Source organism: Phyllobacterium sp. GQ127 (assembly GCF_059758635.1).
Window position 1 is genome coordinate 112161 of the sequence record NZ_JCAXDZ010000005.1, and the last position, 17404, is coordinate 129564.

The window sequence follows — 17404 nt, forward strand, 5'->3', positions numbered from 1 at the left end:
ATGACCAAGCGGATTCATCATCCTCGTTCAGGTCTTCATATTCCGAGATATTGCTCGTTTTTTCCATTCTGCGTTCCCCGTGCAGTTCTGGCTTGGCTCTACCTTAGCTGCACAACAGGTTTATGACGAGAGCTGTTGTTTCATTTTTTTGTGGGAAGTAGATTTGGATTCTGATCCGTTGCCGCAAAGCAACGTTGAACCAATTCTGCCTAAGGAGCCGCCTTGATCGCCCACTTATCAATAATAACAGCTGCAAAGCCGGGTTAGACAGGTTTTCTTATCCAAAAATAGCATTGAGCGCGAAACAATCCCATTGCTGGCTTGACGAAGGCGTCTTTTCCTTTGCACGTCACTCAGCGTAAGCAATTAATGTGGTGATGAAGAAATGCCTCGAATACTCTGCGTCGGCGCTCTGACTTTGGATACGATTTTCCAGCTGAAGCAACTGCCCCCGGGCCCGGGCAAATTCATTCCTGTCCAAGCGGTTGAAGTTGCTGCTGGGATGGCCTCAAGCGCTGCTGCGAGCATTGCCCGGCTTGGCGGAAACGTCTCGCTCTGGGCATCAGCGGGACAAGACGCTGTTGGTGATCGTATTGTCGCTGAGCTTGAATCAGAAGGGGTGGACTGCACCCATGTTCGCCGGATTGCGGGCGCGCGCTCAGCCTTTTCATCAATTTTTGTGGATCAGGATGGGGAGAGAATGATCGTACCGTTTTACGATCCGGCTTTGCTGGCAACGCCAGATGTTTTGCCGCCTCTTTCCCGTGAGACCTTCGATGTCGTCATGACAGATGTTCGTTGGCCCTTGGGTGCTGCACTGGCGTTAAAAACTGCGCAATCTGCTGGTGTTCACGCCGTGCTGGATGCCGATACTGCACCCCTTGAAACGCTGGAAATGCTCCTTCCGCTCGCCACCCATATCGTTGCTTCGGAACCGGCAGCAGAGCTGGTTACGAGTGAAAGCGATCTGGAAAGCGCAGTCATAGCGCTGGCTGCGCGCTATGGTCGAGCGGGTGCTTTCATCGCAGTTACCGGCGGAAACAAAGGTTCTTTCTGGTTTGATAGTGCAAGCGGGACCGTTCGTAGCCAGCAGGCGTTCAAAGTGCCGGTTGTTGATACATTGGCCGCTGGCGACGTTTTCCATGGCGCTTTCGCCTGGGGGCTCGCGCAAGGCTGGCAAATCGAAGCGGTTATGCAATTTGCAAGCGCGGCAGCCGCAATCAAATGCACCCGATTCGGCGGGCGGCAAGGTGCTCCAACCCGTGCGGAAATTCAGACCTTTCTATCTCAGACCACATGAATCAGCTTGCATGGCCTCTCATATTGATAGTGATTACTGGTTGACTATCAACTAACATGTTAGTATGTGTCTACCCCTGTTCTGGGGAGAAGGTACTTGGCTAAACTCGATAGATTTGGACTTTCAGCTGCATTGGCAACGCCGTTTGATGCCGACATGCGCATTGATATTGATGCGGCGATCAACCATGCCAGGAACTGTCTGGTAAATGGATGCAGCAGCGTTACACTATTCGGCACGACGGGCGAGGGATCGTCGATCAGCAATGAAGAAAGATCGGCAATGCTCGGGGCTTTTCTCAAGTCCGATATAGCGCCGGGACAAATTGTTGTCGGCGTTATGGCAAATTCCTACATAGACGCAGCGCTGCAATCACTTGAAGCGCTGGACGCAGGTTGCCGCAATGTTTTGCTGGCGCCCCCGTCTTACTTCAAAAATATAAGCGATGATGGATTGTTCAATTGGTTCTCCGCAGTTTTTGCCGAAATCGGCAGTTCTGCACGGGGCGTCATCCTTTACAATATTCCGTCCGTAACGGCAGTTGAGATCTCGGTTGATCTGGTTTCGCATTTGCGCGAGGCTTTCCCGGGCGTGATTGCTGGCGTCAAAGATTCATCGGGAAATTGGCCATTTACCGAATCCCTGCTGGCAAAGCACAATGATCTGGCCATCTTGATTGGCGATGAGCGGGGATTGGCTGCGGGCGTTCGGATGGGCGGGCAGGGCGCGATATCCGGTCTTGCCAATATTTATGCCCACCGGCTTTTGCCCATGGTGTTTGAGGGGCGGGATGATGCCGATGTGGTTGAGGCTGTAAACCAGATTGTGGCATTTCCGGTCATTCCGGCCGTAAAGGCTCTTATTGCTCACCAGAGTGGCGATGAAAATTGGCGCAGGGCGCGGGCCCCGCTTCGTAGTTTGTCCGACTCAGACTATGGACGTTTGATCTCAACCTTGGATCGATTGTTTAAATCTGCGGCAGCATAATAAAGGGGTAGTCCAGATGGATGATGGCGACGAGCCGGTAAGATTGCGGGAGAAAGCTTATGTCAGCTTTACGGAGCATCTGCTGGCGCGCGACATCAGCCCGGGGCAATTCGTTTCACAACGGCAGCTCGTTGCAATGACCGGCATGCCCTTGGGCGCTATCAGGGAGCTCGTTCCTCGCCTTGAGGCGGAAGGCTTGGTCAAGACCATCCCGCAGCGCGGCATTCAGATCGCACATATTGATCTTAATTTGATCCGGGAAGCATTCCAGTTTCGTCTTTTTATGGAAAAGGAAGCGGTTGCCATTTTCGCGGTCACCGCATCGGATGAGCTTTTGGCGCGGCTGAGGAAAGAGCACGAGGATACACTTGAGGAAGCGCTGCAAGGGCAGGAAACACCCGAGCTGGAATTGCGTGCGCAAGCCATCGACTGGAATTTGCATGAGACGATCATCGACTCGCTCGGCAATGGCATTATCGGGCGGGCCTACCGGATCAACGCTATCAAGATGCGGCTGATCAATCAGGAGCGTTTCCGCATCACAGGGCGCGTCATACCGGTCATGCGGGAGCATCTCGCAGTTCTGGCAGCCATTGAGACACGCGATCCGCAAACGGCAATGGATGCAATTGCGGTTCATATCAATAATGCGAGAAATCTGGCTCTTAAAATCTAAAACCGGCTTCGCAATGGGAGTTGCACCGCCGGAAACACAAAAGGGAGGAAAACCATGAGCATGAATTTTGTCAAACCGACGCGTCGGCAGTTTCTGGCGGGTACGGCAGCGCTGGGCGCTGCGAGTTTCGCCGGGCTTAGGCCCGCCTTTGCCAATGTGGACTGGAAAAAGTTCGCTGGAACGACGCTTGAAGTTAATCTGATCAAGAGCCCACGTGGCGATATCCTGCAAAAATATCAGAAAGAATTTGAAGAACTGACCGGCATCAAGGTCAATTCGGAACAGACGCCAGAACAGCAGCAGCGCCAGAAAGCCGTTATCGAACTGACGTCAGGCAAGCCAAGCTTTGACGTCATCCATATCAGCTACCATGTTCAAAAACGACAATTCGAAAAGGGTGGCTGGCTTGCCGATCTTACGCCATTCCTGAAAGATCCAAGCCTCACCGAGCCTTCCCTTACCGAAAGCGATTTTGCGGAAGCTGGTCTTGCATTCGCCAAGGATAAGAATGGCCGCTTTGGTGGGCTTCCCTTCTCGGTGGATTACTGGATGATCTACTGGAACAAGGAGCTTTTCGCCGCCAAGGGTGTCGAATATCCAACAACATTCGAAGAGTTAGTTGCAGCAGCTGAAAAGCTCACCGACCGCGATAATGGCGTATATGGTTTTGTCGCGCGCGGAATGAAAAACGCCAATACGCCTGTCTGGGCCAGCCTCATGCTTGGCTATGGCAAAAGCACCGTTGAAGATGGTAAGCTGGAAACAGCGACGCAGGAATCAATCGATGCGGCAACGCTTTATCAGCGCTTGATGACCAAATCGGCACCTCCCGGTGTCACCGGGTTTAACTGGGCAGAGTGCCAGTCGAGCTTCCTTCAGGGCAAGGTTGCCATGTGGCTGGACGGCATTGGTTTTGCTCCGCCACTGGAAGATCCGAAAAAGTCGCGCGTTGTTGGCAAAGTCGGTTACGGCCTGATGCCGAAGGGTCCAGCTGCCCAGGCTGCACCAACCTTTGGTGACGGTATCGGCGTAACAGAGGGTTCGGCGAACAAGGAAGCCGCCTATCTTTATTGCCAGTGGGCTATATCGAAAGAAATGGGTGCTCGATTGTTACAGTCCGGATCGGGCGTTCCTTTCCGTAATTCCATTGTCAATGATCCTGAAGTTCTAAAGGGCGTTACCATGCCTCAGGAATGGGCAAAGGTCCTGTCTGAGTCGGCCAAAGTCAGCCAATTATGTCTCCCGGTTATCGTTCCCGTGACGGAGTTCCGTGACGTGATGGGGGTCGGATTGACCAATATTATTGGCGGCGCTGATCCGGCGACCGAAATGAAGCGGGCGACGGAAGAATTCGCGCCTATCCTCGCACGTAGCGAAGGCTAAGTATTATGACTGCGACCGTCCCGATAACCGACATAGCAAAGCCGAAGGCCGGCAAAAGCCGGCTCACGCCCAGTTATTGGCCATTCGTCATTCCGGCATTGGTCATTGTTGGGGCGGTCATCATATTCCCCTGGGCGTTCACATTGTGGATGAGCGTCAATGAATGGCATCTTGGCGGCGAGCAAAGCTTTGTCGGCATGGCAAATTTTGTCCGTCTCGCCGGTGATACCAGATTCTGGCAATCCATGAGCAACACTGTGCTCTACACGGTTTTGTCGGTTGTCGCGCCGCTCATCCTGGGTACGATTGCCGCCCTGGTTTTCGATAGCAAGCTTCCTATGCGCGGCCTGCTGCGCGGTATTTTCGTCATGCCGATGATGGCGACGCCAGTGGCAGTCGCTCTGGTCTGGACAATGATGTACCATCCGCAACTTGGCGTTTTGAACTATCTCCTGTCTCTTGTCGGAATAGGCCCGCAGGAATGGATCTTCAACCAGAACACGGTGATACCGTCACTCGTGCTGGTCGAAACCTGGCAGTGGACGCCTCTGGTTATGCTCATTGTTCTGGGCGGTCTTGCGGCGATGCCACGCGATCCGTTTGAGAGTGCGGAGATTGATGGCGCAAATGGCTGGCAGAAGTTTCGCTATATTACGCTGCCGATGATCCTGCCATTCATGATGGTCGCCGTGATCATCCGCTCCATTGATGCTTTGAAAAGCTTCGACATCATTTTCGCCATGACGCAGGGCGGTCCGGGGACAGCCTCGGAGACCATCAACATCTATCTCTATAATGTTGCCTTTGCCTATTACGACATTGGCTATGGCTCTGCGATAGCCGTCGTTTTCTTCATTGTAATCATCACCATGTCTCTCGCGCTGCTCTATCTGCGCCAGCGAACAAAGTGGAATAGTTGAGGAACGAAAATGGCACGTCGCAATCCTTTGAAAATTCTTGGCACGGCTTTTATCGTCTTCGTGATCGTATCGCCGGCAATCTTCTTCTTCCTCTGGATGCTGTCCCTGTCGCTGAAATATGAAATCGACAATGGAGCCTATCCGCCGATCTTCATTCCGGAGCAATTTGCCTGGTCGAATTATAGCGATATTTTCGCCACCAATGATTTCCTCCATTACTTCTGGAACAGCCTATTGGTAACGGGAACGGCGACCTTGCTTGCGCTGCTTGTCGGTGTGCCTGCTGGCTATGGGATTGCACGGTTGCGTGCCGACAAATCGGCAATCGTCATCATGATTGCACGCATGACACCGGGGCTATCATACCTCATTCCGCTGTTTCTTCTGTTCCAGACACTGGGTCTGCTTGGCACCTTATGGCCGCAGATCATCATCCATCTTGTGGTGACAGTTCCGATCGTTATCTGGATCATGATCGGCTATTTCGAGACAACGCCGATGGAGCTTGAAGAGGCTGCCATGATTGATGGGGCAACCTCATGGCAGGTGTTCCGCATGGTCGCTTTGCCGATTGCCAAGCCCGGAGTGGTCGTCGCATTGATTTTGGCAGTCATCTTCTCATGGAACAATTTCGTCTTCGGCATTGTGCTGGCGAGCCGTGAAACAAGAACCTTGCCGGTGGCGGTCTATAACATGTTGTCTTTCGAGCAGGTCAGTTGGGGTCCGCTGGCGGCCGCTGCTTTTGTTGTGACGCTGCCTGTTTTGTTGCTGACAGTTTTTGCGCAACGTCAAATTATTGCCGGTTTGACTGCCGGTGCCGTCAAGGGCGGCTAACACATGCGAACGGAGTATTAAATGGCCACGGTTTCGATCAGGGACGTTAAAAAAACCTATGGCAGCGTCGACGTTATGCACGGCGTTTCGGTTGATATTGATGATGGCGAATTCGTCATTCTGGTCGGCCCGTCAGGATGCGGTAAATCGACATTGCTGCGGATGATTGCAGGACTGGAAGAAATCACCAGTGGTGAGATTTCCATAGGTTCGCGTGTGGTCAATGACTTGCCAGCCAAAGAGCGGGATATCGCAATGGTCTTTCAGAATTATGCGCTTTATCCGCATATGACCGTTGCCGATAATATGGGCTTCGCGCTGATGCTGAAGAAGGCCCCTAAAGAAGAGAAAGCCAGCCGCGTTGGTCGTGCGGCCGAAATCCTGGGTCTTGAAAAGCTGCTTGACCGCTTTCCACGCCAGCTTTCCGGTGGTCAGCGCCAGCGTGTTGCCATGGGCCGCGCTATTGTACGCGATCCGCAGGTATTCCTTTTCGACGAACCCCTATCCAATCTCGATGCAAAGCTGCGTGTCCAGATGCGCAGTGAAATCAAGGGCCTGCACCAACGTCTGGGAACGACCATCGTCTATGTGACACATGATCAGATCGAAGCCATGACAATGGCTGACAAGATTGTCGTGATGAAGGATGGGCTGGTCGAGCAGGTAGGAACACCGCTGGATCTTTACGACTATCCGGCCAATCTGTTCGTTGCCGGTTTCATAGGTTCTCCTGCCATGAACTTTATCAAGGGCAACGTGAAAGCCGGTATTTTCGTCACTCCGGATGGTATCGAATTGCCTTTGCCGGGCGGCATTTCACCCACCACCGAAAATTCGGCAATCTATGGTATCCGGCCAGAACATATGAAGATTGCTGAGAAGGGCATAAAGATCGACGTCGAGGTGGTCGAGCCAACGGGTTCGGAGATTATGGTCGTTGGCAAACTTGGCGATCAGGAAATTTCCTGTCTCTTCCGGGATCGTTTGTCGATAAAGCCGGGCGACACTATTCAAGTGGCAATTGATCCGAAAACCAGCCATTTGTTTGACGCGGCGAACGGCAAGAGAATGGACAATAGTCGGAAGAATTAAGCATCATTACTCTATCAGGCCGTTGCGGCCTGATAGAGCATTATATTACGCGTTACACAGCGCCAGGAACGACGAGAACGAGCCAGGCGATGACAGGGCCGATAATGGCAATGAGCGCGCTGTAGATCAGAAGTTTACGCAGAACATTTTCACGCTCGTCCTCTGGAGCATTGGCTACGACCAGAGCGCCATTTGTTGAAAATGGGCTCGTATCCACAATCGTCGTCGAGATCGCGATTGCCGCAACCACGCCAATGGCGCTGATGTGACCTTGCATCAAAAATGGCACAGCCAGCGGAATGATGGCGCCAAGCAGGGCTGTTGAGGACGCAAAGGCGGAGACGATTGCGCCCGTAAAGCACAATAATAGCGCTGCAAGAAGCGGCATGCCTAAGCTCGAAATGCCTGACGCAACGTAATCCACCGTTCCCGCCTTTTGAAGCACCCCGACATAGGTGATGATACCTGCGATCAACAGCACCGTTGACCAGCTCACTTTATCAATCGCAGCTTTTTGCGTCTTCGGTGATAACAGAGCCAAGGCAACCGCCACAGTCATTGCGACCAGTCCAACATTGAATTTGAAGACAAGAGCGCCGATGGCGAGAGCTGTCAGACCCACCAGTGTCATAAGGCGCTCGCTTGTGAGGCCTTCGCTTGACGGAATATGTGCACCGGAAGGCGAAACATCACTGCGGTGATAGGCAGGAGAAGCAGGCGTGCCGCCATGGCCAACAATGGCGCGTGATACGCCGGCTGTATGTGTATCAGGATCTGGACCTGTAGCCGTTGCATGTTCACGCAGGCTTTTCCAACCACCAAAGACAAAGAAGACGACAACGGCAATCGCCAGGTTGAAAAACAGGCTGGACAGGAACAACGAGGTTGGACCATAGGGCAAGCCAGCCTTTTCAACGATCTGATTAGTTATGCCGCCATAGACGCTGATGGGGGAGAACCCACCACCCTGCGCGCCATGAATGACCATCAATCCCATCATGACCGGACTGATGCGGTATTGTGTGGCAAAGCGCAAAGCGACTGGCGCAAGAATGGCTACCGCCGCCGGTCCGAGTGCTCCAAACCCGGTGATGATCGCAGCGACCAGGAACATCACCCACGGTATCAGCGCCATATGTCCACGCACCATGCGGACGGCCTGCTCGACCAGCCAATCTATGGTTCCGTTGTTCTGGGCAATGGCAAACAGATAGGTGATGCCCACAAGCGTGAGAAACAAATCGCTCGGAAAGCCGGCAAAGATGTCATTGGGAGTCATCCCCATGATCAGCGAGCCGACGATAAATGCGGCGGCAAAGGCCAGCGCGCCCATATTGATCGGCAATATCGTTGCAATAACGAACATCCCGACCAGGACAAGAATAGATAGAATCTCAATGCTCACAGCAATATCCTCCCTCTATGACGCACCGCTGGTGAGCCATATTTTCATCGTTGTTTTGGCGTGAGCTCCCCCCGACGCCTTTGAGTCAATTCCCGGAAAAGTTTCAGCGGTTTTCCAGGCGGAATTGCATAAAATAACTAGGTCACTCAGGCATTGGTCCGAGCTGCATAGAGATCGCGATATTGCTCGCGCAGAATATTCTTTTGCACTTTGCCCATGGTATTGCGCGGTAGATCCTCGACAAAGATGATCTGCTTTGGCTGCTTGTAACGGGCAAGGCGATCCTTCAGGGCATCAAAGATTGTTTGCTCGTCAATCGTGGCGTTCGCGCGTTTGACGACAATGGCCGTTACACCTTCGCCGAAGTCTGGATGAGCTATGCCGATAACCGCGCTTTCAACGACGCCGGGAAGCATATCAATCTCGCTCTCGACCTCCTTTGGATAGATATTATATCCGCCCGAAATCACGAGATCTTTGCCGCGGCCAACAATATGAACATATCCCTCAGGATCGATCTTGCCCAAATCGCCCGTGATGAAGAAACCATCATCGCGGAATTCTGACTTGGTCTTTTCGGGCATGCGCCAATAGCCTTTAAAGACATTGGGGCCTTTGACTTCGATCATGCCCGTCTCATCCTGGCCAAGCGGCACTCCAGTTTCCGGATCGGTAACCCTTATGCTCACGCCCGGGAGCGGGAAGCCAACGGTTCCGGCTATCCTCTTCCCATCATAGGGATTTGACGTGTTCATATTTGTCTCAGTCATTCCATAACGCTCAAGGATGGCTTGACCCGTTCGTTCCTGAAAGGCGCGATGCGTGTCAGCCAAAAGCGGGGCAGAACCGGAAATGAAAAGTCGCATGCCGGCTACCGCGTCGCGGGTCAATCCTTCATTTTGCAGCAGCCGAACATAAAAGGTTGGAACGCCCATCATGGTTGTGGCGCGGGGCATCAGGGACAGGACTTGCGCCGGGTCGAATTTTGGCAGCAGGAACATTGATGCGCCGGAAGTGAGGGTAACGTTGGTGGCAACAAAGAGCCCGTGTGTGTGAAAAATGGGCAATGCGTGGATTAGCCGGTCCTGTGGTGTAAAGCGCCAGAACGCGCGCAAGGCCAGAGCATTCGACAGCAAATTATCATGGGTCAGCATCGCACCCTTGGAGCGTCCTGTGGTGCCGGATGTGTAGAGAATAGCGGCGAGATCGTCGGGGCCTCTTGTTGCATCGATGAAGTCTTCCGGTTCATCTTTTGCAAGCTCAATCAGCGAGCCCTTGCCGTTTTCATCAAGCGTTTCGACCAGTGCATCATATTTTGAAGTAATCGCGGCTATCCCGTCGGCGGCTTTGGGTGAAACGACGACGAGGCGAGGTTCCGCATCACCGATGAAATAGTCCAATTCCGCCAATGTATAAGCGGTGTTGAGCGGCAAATAGACCGCGCCGCAGCGAATGCAGGCCAGATAGAGCATCAAGGCTTCGGCGCTCTTCTCCACCTGAACAGCAACCCGGTCACCGGGACGCACACCAAGCGTATCAATGGCACCGGCAATCTTTCCAGACCACAACAGCATATCGCCATACGTCCAACACCGGCCATTTTCCGTTTCAATGAAAATAGCGTCTTCGCTTGTGATCGTTCCGCGTATGGCATCGAATAGATGATTGCTCATGCACTCAGTTCCTTGCTGGCTTGTTCATTTTGGATTTGTGCCACTTTTGGCTGGAGCGGAATTCTTTGCCGGTTTGTCGTGGCGCAGCAGTTTGCGTATGGGCGGTGCTGATACAATCTCATTGCGCTGGGCAAATGCCTCGTGATTGGCTTCAATATCATCAAGCTTGTAGAGATAATTGACCATGAGTCCGTATGCTTGTCGCATTGCCCGATCAGAGCGGTCAGCCAGGAAGTTTATTCGTTCCAGCCGTGCGCCATTGCCAAGATGAAAACGCGACACAGGGTCGAGAGGCCGCCCATCTGGCGTCTTGGCGTTTAAGAAATACCGTGCCGCAAGTGGCAGCAAAATCTCTTTGGCAGCTGTTTCAAGCGCTGGGTCATTCGCCCAGCCTGGCTCGTCCAGTATCTCAAGGGCTTTTTTATCTTCGGTCGTCAGTAATTCGGAGTGCTCGGATTGTTTTTCCTTTGACAGCCAGTTTGCAAATCCCGGCACTGGCGAGAGGGTGACAAAGGTGTCAAGGTTCGGGAAGTCGCGGCGTAAATCTTCAACCACCTGCTTGATCAGGAAATTCCCGAAGGAAATTCCCCGCAATCCAACCTGACAATTGGATATGGAATAGAAAACAGCGGTTTTCGCATCCTGCGCCGGGATAGGTGCGCGCGTTTCATCAAGAACGTCAGATATCGCCTCAGGGATGGTCTTTGTCAGAGCTACTTCGACGAAGATCAAAGGATCATCGGAAAGTTGCGGGTGAAAGAACGCAAAACATCTGCGATCGGCAGGAGCCAGGCGTCGACGCAGTTCATCCCAGTCGCCGATCTCGTGCACCGCTTCATAACGGATGATTTTCTCAAGGATGTGGGCAGGCGTTGACCAATCAATGGGCCGCAAAATCAGGAAGCCACGATTAAACCATGACGCGAATAGATGGGAAAAATCGGCGTCGACTGCCTCTAGTTCGGGAGTTTTGACCTTGAGGGCCAGCAGGCATTCGCGCATGTTGACGAGTGTGGAAATACCATTAGGCGCGAGATTGAGACGGCGTATCAGCTCTTGTCTGCGAGGCTCGGCGGCCTGATGCAATTCCAGCACAGCGCGTGGCGTGCGGTCTGTTTGGTAGGTTTGAATTGCCGCGTCGAGCTTCGTTTCATCCGGGCCGAACTTTTCGAAAAGCAGCAGCATGAAATCGCGCTGCCCCTTTTCATCCAGTCGTGACCAATGTTGGAGAATTTGCGCGGCCAGTGCCATGCCCGAGGCTTCACCCCGGCTTGTGAGAAGCAATTCGCAGAGACGATCAATATTGGACGATCCGGAAATTAATGGCGTGCGGGGTCCAAAGGACAATAATTTGCGACCCCGATCGGTTATGGTTTGCAGCATGTCGCTAAAAAAGGATGTGCCACTCATTGGAATTTCCATTGATCGGATTTGTCCTGTTGCAACTCAGATGATCGCATTTGCGTTGCCATCCTTGGCGATGAAGATCGTTTATTTTCATCTCATTTGCGCGGTGTTATATATAAACCTATCGATCTTGTATGAGATGTCAATGTTTTTGTATACAAGATAGCAATTGTTGCATTTTAAGGGGCAGGTATGGCCGAGAACATTGTGCAGGGGCTAAGAGATGAGATCGAAAATGGAATTGTAACCAACCAGTACTCGCCGGGTGAGAGGCTGGATGAAATGCAACTGGCCAAGCGTTTTGGCGTATCCAGAACTCCCGTGCGGGAGGCGTTGATGCAGTTGAGCGCCATTGGTTTGATTGAGATCAGGGCACGCCGCGGCGCTGTTGTCATTGATCCTGCGCCCCACCGCATTTACGAAATGTTCGAGGTTATGGCGGAACTGGAAGGTATGGCAGGGTCTCTCGCCGCACGTCGTCACACGGATGCGGATCGCGAGGAATTGCTGGCCGCTCATGCCAAATGCGAACGATCAGCCAATGCAGAAGACAGCGATACCTATTACTACGACAATGAGCTTTTTCATCACGCCGTTTACGCGGCCAGTCATAGCGGTTTTCTGATTGAGCAATGCACGGCGCTTCATCGCCGTCTGCGTCCCTATCGCCGTCTGCAGTTGCGGGTTCGTAACCGCATGAAGACTTCCTTTAGTGAGCACTCAGCTATCGTGGAGGCGATCTTGTCGGGCGAGCCGGAAGTCGCGCGCAACCTTCTACGTCAGCATATTGCCGTGCAGGGCGATCGTTTCAGCGATCTTGTTGCAACACTTGCTCAACGTGGCGCGGAACGGCAATAGTTTGAGGCGTTAAGCTTCAGAACCCGATTTTGCCGAAAGTTCAGCTGCAACCTTCAGCACCAGTTCTTCAGGAATCGCAACTGTAATATCCTCAACGTCATCGACAGTCTCCGTATCGGCGATCCGAATTGGGTTATGCGTTCGAGACAGCGTTGTGATCAGTCGGCGGGGGATTGCGGGAATCAAGTACCGCTTGACGCATTCGACCAGTACGGCGCGCTTGTCTGGCGCGAACTTGCCCAGCTTTTCCTGCAAGAGATGGCCGAACATATTGCCATCGGCAAATCCCCGCCTGCTGGCGAGGTCGAAAGCGTGAAGTCTGTATTCAATGTGAGTCATTGGATTTTCCTTCAAAACTTTTCTTTAGCTACCATGGCATAAAGCCATGACCTTAATGAGACGGATGCGCGTGATTTTTGAGAATCCGAAAATAATGTTCCGCGTGCTGATAAAAATTCTCTGCGTCCACGAGATTTCCCGAGCGCGCCGCGGCCTGAGCCTGGCTGAGATAGCTTTCATAACTCAGCTTTGGGCTTTGATTATGGGAGCTTTGGTTGCGGGGGAGAGGCACCTGCGAACGGCGCTTGCCCGGTGATTTGGTTGAGTTCTTGTCGATTTTATTGCTGAGCCGTTTGCGGCCCACTCCTGATTGGTATTGTCTGGTTTTTTCGCCAACCGAGCGATCAATCGATCTGCTCGGCGACAATCCGGCGGAGCTCTTCCCGGGTAAATCCCGATGATTGACGCTCGTATTGATGGTCCGGCGATTTTGATTTTATAGAGTTTCGATAAATGTCCGGCCGTTTATATACGGATGACTTGTCATGTTTTTCGATAATGATGTGCATTTTAATCCATTGGCCACGCAGAAAAACTCCGCAGCTTTGTTTGTTGAAATATGCCGATGTGAATATTCCGGATCGCCATTAAGGATGACAATGGCCATCAGCGATCCTGGAAGTTACCCGCGCTCCGTTGAGCTGCGGTATTGCCCGGTTAATCGGGTCGACGAAACATATATGGGGGCTGCTGAAAATTTATCAAGAGGACGCTCCAGCGAACGCGCCGCTGGAGTATTGTCAGGCGCGTCCCGCCTTACTTCTTTCCAAACCCGCCGCCGGTCGGCGTCGTGACAATGAAAGCCTCTCCCGCCTCAAGGACCGTATGAGCGCAACCGCCAAGCATTTCGATCTGCCCATTATTCCGGCGCACGGCATTGGCACCAAGCTGGCCGGGTTCACCGCCATTCAGGCCAAAGGGCGCAATGCGCCGGTGTCCGGAAAGTATCGCAAAATCCAGTTTTCTTTGCGCTCGAATGGTCCGTTTTGTGCCATTGCCCGCAGACCATTTTCCTTTGCCGCCTGAATCTGCACGGATGTGAAAATCCTCAAGCACAACAGGGAAGCGGGTTTCCAGAATTTCCGGATCTGTCAGGCGCGAATTTGTCATGTGGGTGTGAATTGCATCCGCACCATTGTAACCGGGCCCAGCCGGCGCGCCGGAACATATGGTTTCGTAATACTGGTATTCGTCATTGCCAAAAGTAAGGTTGTTCATTGTGCCTTGCGCTGCTGCTTGCGCGCCCACAGCACCAAACAGGCAATTCGTTACGGCTTGGCTGACCTCTACATTGCCTGCAACAACCGCAGCAGGGTATTCAGGCGAGAGCATTGTGCCGTCTGGAACAATGATACGGATCGGGCGCAGGCATCCGGCATTCATGGGAATGTTGCTTTGTACAAGCGTGCGGAAAACATAAAGCACAGCAGCGCGTGTAACAGGGCGGGGGGCGTTGAAATTGTCAGCCCTCTGGTTTGAGGTGCCTGTAAAATCGACAGTTACTTCACGCGCTGATTTGTCGACAGAGATGCTGACGACAATGCTGCATCCTTGATCCATCTCATAGGTGAATTTGCCATCCTGAAGCTGGTCCAGGACGCGGCGAACACTTTCCGCAGCATTGTCTTGCACATGGCCCATATAGGCCTCAACGACGTCTTCGCCGAAATGGGCGATCATTTTGCGAAGTTCGGCCACGCCCTTTTCATTGGCTGCCACCTGGGCCTTCAGGTCATTGACGTTTTGCAGCAGTGTGCGCACGGGATATTTGGCGCCCGTCAAGAGTTCCGCCAGTTCATCTTCGCAGAATCGTCCTTGATCCAGAAGTTTGAAGTTGTCGATATAAACGCCTTCCTCTTCGATCGTCGTCGCCAAGGGGGACATGGAGCCCGGCGCGATACCGCCAATGTCGGCATGATGTCCGCGGCTTGCTACCCAGAAACGGATCGTCTTGCCTGTATCTTCAAAAACCGGTGTGCACACCGTCAGATCGGGAAGATGCGTGCCGCCATTATAGGGCGCGTTAATAAGGAAAACATCGCCTGGACGGATTACGGGATTTTCACGGATTGCTGTTGCTACAGAAGCATCCATTGAGCCCAGATGCACGGGCATATGCGGGGCATTGGCAACCAGATTGCCTTCCGCATCGAAAACAGCGCAGGAGAAATCCAGCCGCTCTTTGATATTAACCGAATAAGCGGTGTTTTGCAGCGTCACGCCCATCTGTTCTGCAATCGACATGAACAGATTGTTGAATATTTCCAGCATCACCGGATCTGCCTTTGTCCCGATAGCAACCTGACTGGGCAATGCTTTGATGCGATTAAGAACAATATGGTTCTTTGCTGTCAGTTGGGCCTGCCAGCCATCTTCGATGATGATCGTCTGGTTTGGTTCGATGATGATGGCAGGGCCTGTCAACTGTTGGCCTGACTTCATCGCATCACGCAAGATCACGGGCGCATCATAGGCTTTGCCTTGCGAGAATATGCGATTATGTCTGATCGCTTGGGGTTCGCCTGTCGCTTGAGGTTCGACACTCTTTTCAGTTTGTTCGCTACCGCCGCCGACAGTTTCAACCTCAACAGCCTCAATAAAAAGGGCCTTGTTTTCAGCAACGAAACCGAAGCGGCGTTTGTGCAGAATCTCGAATTCCCGACGCAGCCGTGTTGTGTTGTCAGAAGCGGGATAAGTCGCCTCTACACTGAGCACTGTATCCGTACCGGCATAGCGAATATGCGCGCGAACAAAACTGGTGATCGCATCACGCGCAATCCCTTGTGCCTGAAGCTCCGCAATGCATTCGTTTTCCAATTCCCGGCCCATCTCCGCAAGTTGGGCAGGGGCATTTTCATCCAATGATATGCCCAACGCCTTTTGCCGCGTCGCTCTTATATCGGCAAGGCCCATCCCATAAGCCGAGAGCAAGCCCGACATGGGGTGCACAAGAATACTCTTCATGCCGAGCGCATCGGCAACAAGGCAGGCATGCTGGCCGCCTGCACCGCCAAAACAGCTCAAGGCATAGCGTGTCACATCATATCCACGCTGCACTGAAATCTTCTTGATCGCCTCTACCATATTGGCGACAGCAATCCGTATGAAGCCGTCTGCCACGTCTTCCACGCTTCGCCCATCGCCAATCTTCTCAGCAAGTTGCACAAAGCCACGGCGTACGACTTCGATATCGAGAGATTCATTTTGTCCCGGACCAAAGATCGGCGGGAAAAATTCAGGGATGAGTTTGCCGACCATGACATTTGCATCTGTGACTGCCAGCGGGCCGCCATTGCGATAGCAGGCGGGGCCGGGATTGGCACCTGCCGAATCCGGCCCGACGCTGAAGCGGCCATTATCGAAGTGCAGAATGGAACCACCGCCTGCGGCCACGGTGTGGATGAGCATCATCGGAGCGCGCACTCTCACGCCCGCGACTTCCGTTTCAAAGGCTCTTTCATATATGCCATCATAATGCGCCACATCGGTGGATGTGCCGCCCATGTCAAAGCCGATGACATTACCAAAGCCTGCCTCCATGCCAGTTCTGGCAAGGCCCACAACGCCGCCTGCGGGTCCAGATAGAATGGCATCCTTGCCCTGAAACATATCGGCAGCAGTCAATCCGCCGGACGACATCATGAACATGACACGCGCACCGGTACGGGTCACATCAAGCTCTCTGGAAACCTGTTCCACGTAGCGCCGCAAAACGGGGGAAAGATAGGCATCGATAACCGTTGTATCGCCGCGTCCAACCAGCTTGATCAAGGGCGAGACTTCGTGACTGACCGACACCTGCGAGAAGCCGATATCCCGCGCAATTGCTGCAACCGCTGCTTCATGTTCTGGGAATTTGTAGGCATGCATGAAGGCAATGGCGAGCGCGTCATATCCCTCGTCCTTCAATAAGTTCAAAGCTTTATGGACTTGATCCATATTGAGTGGAACTTCGATCGTTCCATCGGCAAGCACGCGCTCATCGATCTCCAAAACCTGGTCATACAGCGCTTCGGCCTTGATGATTTCGGTTGCAAAGATATTTTTGCGTTCCTGATAGCCGATGCGTAACGCGTCTCTGAAACCTTTGGTCGTTACCAGTGCCAGACGCTCGCCTTTGCGCTCCAGCAGGGCATTCGTTGCGACGGTGGTGCCCATGCGAACTTCGCCAATAAGCCCCGCCGGAATGGCGTCATTTGGTTCCAGTCCCAGATGCTGTCGAATGCCATGCACCGCTGCATCGCTATAAGCTGCCGGATTTTCGGAAAGAACCTTTTTGGCATGCAGCGTTCCTGCCGGGTCACGACCGATCACGTCAGTAAAGGTGCCGCCACGATCTACCCAGAAATCCCAGCTACTCATGTGTATTTCCTCTGTTCGAACGCATAGCTGCCAATACGGACAACTACATTGATAATATATAGATAAAATGACGATATAAAATTGTTAAGTTGGAGGCAAGCACAATGACACTCGCCCATGGCCTGAGTCATGGGCGTGCAAAAAACGGGAATGTCTTGCAGAATTGGT

General features: G+C 52.8%; 14 protein-coding genes. 8 read left to right on the top strand and 6 right to left on the bottom strand.

Features of this window, described 5'->3' with window-relative positions; genetic code table 11:
• Positions 1-385 precede the first annotated feature (385 nt).
• The 7 genes from AC6CHM_RS18250 (at position 386) to AC6CHM_RS18280 (ending at position 7192) form a co-directional block, all read left to right on the top strand.
• A complete protein-coding gene (locus AC6CHM_RS18250) occupies positions 386-1300 on the top strand; it encodes a PfkB family carbohydrate kinase (protein ID WP_498173951.1) in 915 nt (304 codons plus the stop codon).
• A gap of 96 nt (positions 1301-1396) precedes the next feature.
• On the top strand, positions 1397-2287 hold the full coding sequence (locus AC6CHM_RS18255; RefSeq protein ID WP_498173952.1) for a dihydrodipicolinate synthase family protein: 891 nt from the start codon (positions 1397-1399) through the stop codon (positions 2285-2287).
• A 16-nt stretch (positions 2288-2303) separates the two neighbouring features.
• Positions 2304-2963 (top strand): GntR family transcriptional regulator, encoded by a 660-nt coding sequence (locus AC6CHM_RS18260; protein WP_115053414.1) that lies wholly within the window; start codon positions 2304-2306, stop codon positions 2961-2963.
• A 54-nt stretch (positions 2964-3017) separates the two neighbouring features.
• Positions 3018-4346, top strand: a complete 1329-nt coding sequence (locus tag AC6CHM_RS18265) for an ABC transporter substrate-binding protein (RefSeq protein ID WP_162802524.1) — start codon at positions 3018-3020, stop codon at positions 4344-4346.
• Between the two features lie 5 nt (positions 4347-4351).
• Positions 4352-5266 (top strand): carbohydrate ABC transporter permease, encoded by a 915-nt coding sequence (locus tag AC6CHM_RS18270; protein ID WP_307275449.1) that lies wholly within the window; start codon positions 4352-4354, stop codon positions 5264-5266.
• 9 nt (positions 5267-5275) lie between these two features.
• On the top strand, positions 5276-6100 hold the full coding sequence (locus AC6CHM_RS18275; protein WP_115053416.1) for a carbohydrate ABC transporter permease: 825 nt from the start codon (positions 5276-5278) through the stop codon (positions 6098-6100).
• 21 nt (positions 6101-6121) lie between these two features.
• Complete coding sequence (locus tag AC6CHM_RS18280; RefSeq protein WP_307275444.1) at positions 6122-7192, top strand: ABC transporter ATP-binding protein; 1071 nt, start codon at positions 6122-6124, stop codon at positions 7190-7192.
• A 52-nt stretch (positions 7193-7244) separates the two neighbouring features.
• On the opposite strand, the gene AC6CHM_RS18285 is transcribed toward AC6CHM_RS18280, so the two are convergent.
• From AC6CHM_RS18285 to AC6CHM_RS18295, 3 genes are all read right to left on the bottom strand, one after another.
• Positions 7245-8597 (bottom strand): SLC13 family permease, encoded by a 1353-nt coding sequence (locus AC6CHM_RS18285; RefSeq protein ID WP_498173953.1) that lies wholly within the window; start codon positions 8595-8597, stop codon positions 7245-7247.
• Positions 8598-8743: 146 nt separating this feature from the next.
• On the bottom strand, positions 8744-10270 hold the full coding sequence (locus tag AC6CHM_RS18290) for a malonate--CoA ligase (RefSeq protein WP_498173954.1): 1527 nt from the start codon (positions 10268-10270) through the stop codon (positions 8744-8746).
• Between the two features lie 24 nt (positions 10271-10294).
• A complete protein-coding gene (locus AC6CHM_RS18295; protein WP_336442183.1) occupies positions 10295-11680 on the bottom strand; it encodes a malonyl-CoA decarboxylase in 1386 nt (461 codons plus the stop codon).
• 189 nt (positions 11681-11869) lie between these two features.
• Here AC6CHM_RS18295 and AC6CHM_RS18300 point away from each other — a divergent pair, with 189 nt between their 5' ends.
• Positions 11870-12535: an FCD domain-containing protein gene (locus tag AC6CHM_RS18300; protein ID WP_115053421.1), complete on the top strand. Its 666-nt coding sequence runs from the start codon at positions 11870-11872 to the stop codon at positions 12533-12535.
• Between the two features lie 9 nt (positions 12536-12544).
• Here AC6CHM_RS18300 and AC6CHM_RS18305 read toward each other — a convergent pair whose 3' ends face one another.
• From AC6CHM_RS18305 to AC6CHM_RS18315, 3 genes are all read right to left on the bottom strand, one after another.
• Entirely contained in the window at positions 12545-12874 is a 330-nt protein-coding gene (locus AC6CHM_RS18305; RefSeq protein WP_336442184.1) for a hypothetical protein, read from the bottom strand.
• A gap of 52 nt (positions 12875-12926) precedes the next feature.
• Positions 12927-13178, bottom strand: coding sequence for a DUF4167 domain-containing protein (locus AC6CHM_RS18310; RefSeq protein WP_115053423.1), 252 nt, complete (start codon positions 13176-13178; stop codon positions 12927-12929).
• Between the two features lie 452 nt (positions 13179-13630).
• Positions 13631-17236, bottom strand: coding sequence for a hydantoinase B/oxoprolinase family protein (locus tag AC6CHM_RS18315; RefSeq protein WP_498173955.1), 3606 nt, complete (start codon positions 17234-17236; stop codon positions 13631-13633).
• Positions 17237-17404: the final 168 nt, after the last annotated feature.